Annotated in this window: 4 tRNA genes and 3 rRNA genes; all 7 read left to right on the plus strand. The window is 46.5% G+C overall.

Annotation, left to right across the window (positions count from 1 at the left end):
• Window positions 1-264 precede the first annotated feature (264 nt).
• The 7 genes from IRZ80_RS20530 to IRZ80_RS20560 all read left to right on the plus strand — a co-directional run bounded on the left by IRZ80_RS20530 (window position 265) and on the right by IRZ80_RS20560 (window position 5,794).
• A 16S ribosomal RNA gene (locus tag IRZ80_RS20530) occupies window positions 265-1,778 on the plus strand.
• 129 nt (window positions 1,779-1,907) lie between these two features.
• Window positions 1,908-1,981: transfer RNA gene (locus IRZ80_RS20535), tRNA-Ile, on the plus strand.
• A gap of 162 nt (window positions 1,982-2,143) precedes the next feature.
• A tRNA-Ala gene (locus IRZ80_RS20540) sits at window positions 2,144-2,217 on the plus strand.
• Between the two features lie 210 nt (window positions 2,218-2,427).
• Window positions 2,428-5,309 (plus strand): 23S ribosomal RNA (locus IRZ80_RS20545).
• A 143-nt stretch (window positions 5,310-5,452) separates the two neighbouring features.
• Window positions 5,453-5,562, plus strand: a 5S ribosomal RNA gene (gene rrf / locus IRZ80_RS20550).
• The 16S, 23S and 5S rRNA genes sit together here with 4 tRNA genes alongside, the layout of an rRNA operon.
• A 66-nt stretch (window positions 5,563-5,628) precedes the next feature.
• Window positions 5,629-5,701: transfer RNA gene (locus IRZ80_RS20555), tRNA-Phe, on the plus strand.
• A gap of 7 nt (window positions 5,702-5,708) precedes the next feature.
• Window positions 5,709-5,794, plus strand: a tRNA-Leu gene (locus IRZ80_RS20560).
• Window positions 5,795-5,803 lie beyond the last annotated feature (9 nt).

Raw genomic sequence — 5,803 nt, forward strand, 5'->3', positions numbered from 1 at the left:
TTTTTCAAAAAAACTTCAAAATAATCTTGCTGGTTAAAAAAGAATTGTTACTTTTGCACCCGCTAATCGCAATAACGATAAGTGAGAAAATAAAGAAGAACACGTTCCTAGACATATTGAATTGACAGCCGTTTTGGTAGAGACGCTGCACTGCAGCGACTAAATCAAAACAAATAAAATAAGAGTAATAGAATCGTTAAGATTTGAATAAAGACCAATAGAGACTGAGTCGAATAATAAATAAGCCGTAAGGCTAAATAATATACGATGAAGAGTTTGATCCTGGCTCAGGATGAACGCTAGCGGCAGGCTTAACACATGCAAGTCGAGGGGTATATTTCTTCGGAGATAGAGACCGGCGCACGGGTGCGTAACGCGTATGCAATCTGCCTTTCACAGAGGGATAGCCCAGAGAAATTTGGATTAATACCTCATAGTATAATGAGCTGGCATCAGCCCATTATTAAAGTTCCAACGGTGAAAGATGAGCATGCGTCCCATTAGCTAGTTGGTAAGGTAACGGCTTACCAAGGCAACGATGGGTAGGGGTCCTGAGAGGGAGATCCCCCACACTGGTACTGAGACACGGACCAGACTCCTACGGGAGGCAGCAGTGAGGAATATTGGACAATGGGCGCAAGCCTGATCCAGCCATGCCGCGTGCAGGATGACGGTCCTATGGATTGTAAACTGCTTTTGTACGAGAAGAAACACTCCTACGTGTAGGAGCTTGACGGTATCGTAAGAATAAGGATCGGCTAACTCCGTGCCAGCAGCCGCGGTAATACGGAGGATCCAAGCGTTATCCGGAATCATTGGGTTTAAAGGGTCCGTAGGCGGTTTGGTAAGTCAGTGGTGAAAGCCCATCGCTCAACGGTGGAACGGCCATTGATACTGCCAGACTTGAATTACTGGGAAGTAACTAGAATATGTAGTGTAGCGGTGAAATGCTTAGAGATTACATGGAATACCAATTGCGAAGGCAGGTTACTACCAGTGGATTGACGCTGATGGACGAAAGCGTGGGTAGCGAACAGGATTAGATACCCTGGTAGTCCACGCCGTAAACGATGGATACTAGCTGTTGGGGGCAACTTCAGTGGCTAAGCGAAAGTGATAAGTATCCCACCTGGGGAGTACGGGCGCAAGCCTGAAACTCAAAGGAATTGACGGGGGCCCGCACAAGCGGTGGAGCATGTGGTTTAATTCGATGATACGCGAGGAACCTTACCAAGGCTTAAATGTAGACTGACCGGTTTGGAAACAGATCTTTCGCAAGACAGTTTACAAGGTGCTGCATGGTTGTCGTCAGCTCGTGCCGTGAGGTGTCAGGTTAAGTCCTATAACGAGCGCAACCCCTGTTGTTAGTTGCCATCGAGTCATGTCGGGAACTCTAACGAGACTGCCAGTGCAAACTGTGAGGAAGGTGGGGATGACGTCAAATCATCACGGCCCTTACGCCTTGGGCTACACACGTGCTACAATGGCCGGTACAGAGAGCAGCCACTTCGTGAGGAGGAGCGAATCTATAAAACCGGTCACAGTTCGGATCGGAGTCTGCAACTCGACTCCGTGAAGCTGGAATCGCTAGTAATCGGATATCAGCCATGATCCGGTGAATACGTTCCCGGGCCTTGTACACACCGCCCGTCAAGCCATGGAAGCTGGGGGTGCCTGAAGTCGGTGACCGCAAGGAGCTGCCTAGGGTAAAACTGGTAACTAGGGCTAAGTCGTAACAAGGTAGCCGTACCGGAAGGTGCGGCTGGAACACCTCCTTTCTAGAGCTTTGGTGTTAGCCAAGTGCACGCCAAAGAAAGAAGACGAAGAGACTTTTGGTTACAAATATGAAGATTATATTACTCTTGCTGTTAATTTAAAAAAAAAGAATAAAAATTAAGTAAAAACAGAGTCTCGTAGCTCAGCTGGTTAGAGTACTACACTGATAATGTAGGGGTCGGCAGTTCGAGTCTGCCCGGGACTACTTTTTAAGAATTATAAATTATTAATTGTAAATTATAAATTAAAAAAAGACTGAAAAAGCTTAAGAATCTGAAATAAATTCAGAATAAAAGGAAATTCTAGAGTTGAAAGATTACGAATTATAACAATTCCTAATTCATAATTCACAATTCATAATTAAATTGGGGGATTAGCTCAGCTGGCTAGAGCGCCTGCCTTGCACGCAGGAGGTCAACGGTTCGACTCCGTTATTCTCCACAAATGGCTATAAGCGATAAGCTGTAGGTCATAAGCTAAAAAAGCTTAAAGCGTATTGCTTAAAGCCTAAAGCTTTAGAAAGTTCATTGACATATTGAGATAAGAAATAATAAAAAGTAGAAAGAACAAATGCGTTTGTTGTTTAATAGTTTTTATTTTATAGTTTCAAAACTATAAAGAATTAACAAAAAAAACAATAAACCGTAAGTACAATAAGCAAAATAAGGGCGTATGGGGGATGCCTAGGCTCTCAGAGGCGAAGAAAGGCGTGATAAGCTGCGAAAAGTTACGGGGACGAGCACACATCGATTGATCCGTAAATACCTGAATGGGGCAACCCGCTATGTTGAAGACATAGCACACCGATAGGTGGGCAAACCCGCTGAACTGAAACATCTAAGTAGGCGGAGGAGAAGAAAACAAAAGTGATTCCGTAAGTAGTGGCGAGCGAACGCGGATTAGCCCAAACCAGTGCTGTTACGGCAGTTCTGGGGTTGTAGGACCACGACATTTCTTGCACAAGGAACTAGAATCTGCTGGAAAGCAGAACCATAGAGAGTGATAGTCTTGTATAGGTAACAAGTGTAAAGGATAGTGGTATCCTGAGTAGGGCGGGGCACGTGAAACCCTGTCTGAATTTGGCGGGACCATCCGCTAAGGCTAAATACTCCTGAGAGACCGATAGTGAACCAGTACCGTGAGGGAAAGGTGAAAAGAACCGTGAATAACGGAGTGAAATAGATCCTGAAACCATACGCTTACAAGCGGTCGGAGCCCTTTAGTGGGGTGACGGCGTGCCTTTTGCATAATGAGCCTACGAGTTAACGTTGCTGGCAAGGATAAGTGGTTAAGCCACGGATCCGTAGCGAAAGCGAGTCTGAATAGGGCGCTTTAGTCAGTAGTGTTAGACGCGAAACCGTGTGATCTACCCATGGGCAGGATGAAGCGCTGGTAACACAGTGTGGAGGTCCGAACCGGTTGACGTTGAAAAGTCTTCGGATGACCTGTGGGTAGGGGTGAAAGGCCAATCAAACTCGGAAATAGCTCGTACTCCCCGAAATGCATTTAGGTGCAGCGCAAGGCATAAGTTATATAGAGGTAGAGCTACTGATTGGATGCGGGGGCTTCACCGCCTACCAATTCCTGACAAACTCCGAATGCTATATAATGTTTCCTTGCAGTGAGGGCTTGGGTGCTAAGGTCCAAGTCCGAGAGGGAAAGAACCCAGACCATCAGCTAAGGTCCCCAAATATATGTTAAGTTGAAAGAACGAGGTTTGTCTGCCCAGACAGCTAGGATGTTGGCTTGGAAGCAGCCATTCATTTAAAGAGTGCGTAACAGCTCACTAGTCGAGCGGACGAGCATGGATAATAATCGGGCATAAACATATTACCGAAGCTATGGATTTACAGTTTACTGTAAGTGGTAGGGGAGCATTCTAACAGGGTTGAAGGTGTATCGTAAGGTATGCTGGACTGGTTAGAAAAGAAAATGTAGGCATAAGTAACGATAATGCGGGCGAGAAACCCGCACACCGAAAGACTAAGGTTTCCACAGCTATGCTAATCAGCTGTGGGTTAGTCGGGACCTAAGGCGAACCCGAAAGGGACAGTCGATGGCCAACGGGTTAATATTCCCGTACTAGTGATTACTGTGATGGGGTGACGGAGTGATGAAAGCGCCGCGAACTGACGGAATAGTTCGTTGAAGTACCTACCTATAAGAGATGCAGGCAAATCCACATCTTTTGGGGAAATACGATAGTACTCGGAGTCTTCGGACAAAGAGATAGTGCGCCTAAGGGCTTCCAAGAAAAACCTCTAAACTTCAGGTAATCAGTACCCGTACCGTAAACCGACACAGGTAGTCGAGGAGAGAATCCTAAGGTGCTCGAGAGATTCATGGCTAAGGAATTAGGCAAAATAGACCCGTAACTTCGGGAGAAGGGTCGCCCCGAGTAATCGGGGCCGCAGTGAAGAGGTCCAGGCGACTGTTTATCAAAAACACAGGGCTCTGCAAAATCGTAAGATGAAGTATAGGGCCTGACACCTGCCCGGTGCTGGAAGGTTAAGAGGAGATGTTATCTTCGGAGAAGCATTGAATTGAAGCCCCAGTAAACGGCGGCCGTAACTATAACGGTCCTAAGGTAGCGAAATTCCTTGTCGGGTAAGTTCCGACCTGCACGAATGGTGTAACGATCTGGACACTGTCTCAGCCATGAGCTCGGTGAAATTGTAGTAACGGTGAAGATGCCGTTTACCCGCAGTGGGACGAAAAGACCCTGTGCACCTTTACTATAGCTTAGTATTGACCTTGGATAAATGATGTGTAGGATAGGTTGGAGACTATGAAGCGGCGTCGCCAGGCGTTGTGGAGTCATTGTTGAAATACAACCCTTTGTTTATCTGAGGCCTAACCCCCAACCGGGGGGACATTGCTTGGTGGGTAGTTTGACTGGGGTGGTCGCCTCCAAAAGAGTAACGGAGGCTTCTAAAGGTTCCCTCAGTACGCTTGGTAACCGTGCGTAGAGTGCAATGGCATAAGGGAGCTTGACTGAGAGACATACAGGTCGATCAGGTACGAAAGTAGAGCATAGTGATCCGGTGGTTCCGCATGGAAGGGCCATCGCTCAAAGGATAAAAGGTACGCCGGGGATAACAGGCTGATCTCCCCCAAGAGCTCATATCGACGGGGGGGTTTGGCACCTCGATGTCGGCTCGTCACATCCTGGGGCTGGAGAAGGTCCCAAGGGTTGGGCTGTTCGCCCATTAAAGTGGCACGCGAGCTGGGTTCAGAACGTCGTGAGACAGTTCGGTCTCTATCTACTGTGGGCGTTAGAAATTTGAGTGGATCTGATTCTAGTACGAGAGGACCGAATTGGACTAACCTCTAGTGTATCTGTTGTCCCGCCAGGGGCACCGCAGAGTAGCTACGTTGGGAAGGGATAAGCGCTGAAAGCATATAAGCGCGAAACCCACCACAAGATGAGATTTCTTTTAAGGGTCGTGGAAGATGACCACGTTGATAGGCTATAGATGTAAAGGCAGTAATGTCATAGTCGAGTAGTACTAATAACCCGTAAGCTTATGTACGCCTCCTCTCCCGATGAAAATCGGGAGAAGAAACTTTCTAAAACTTTTTATATTCTTTATCTCAGTATGTTAAGATATTATTGCAATTATTAATTATAAGTTATTAATTATTAATGTAATGTTACCTCAAGTAACAACGGCCTTAAGGTGGTTATTGCGGCGGGGCTCACCTCTTCCCATCCCGAACAGAGTAGTTAAGCCCGCCTGCGCAGATGGTACTGCAGTTATGTGGGAGAGTATGTCGCTGCCTTTCTTTATAAAAACCCTGTTTCATAACGAAACGGGGTTTTTTATTAAGATTTGAATATTTTTATTCTTTGGTACCTTAGCTCAGATGGTAGAGCAATGGACTGAAAATCCATGTGTCCCTGGTTCGATCCCTGGAGGTACCACATAAATGCTCGGATGGTGAAATTGGTAGACACGCTGGACTTAAAATCCAGTGAACAGCAATGTTCGTGCGGGTTCAAGTCCCGCTCTGAGTACAAAAAAAA

The organism is Flavobacterium sp. HJJ (assembly GCF_015351475.1).
In the GTDB taxonomy this organism is placed as follows: domain Bacteria; phylum Bacteroidota; class Bacteroidia; order Flavobacteriales; family Flavobacteriaceae; genus Flavobacterium; species Flavobacterium marginilacus.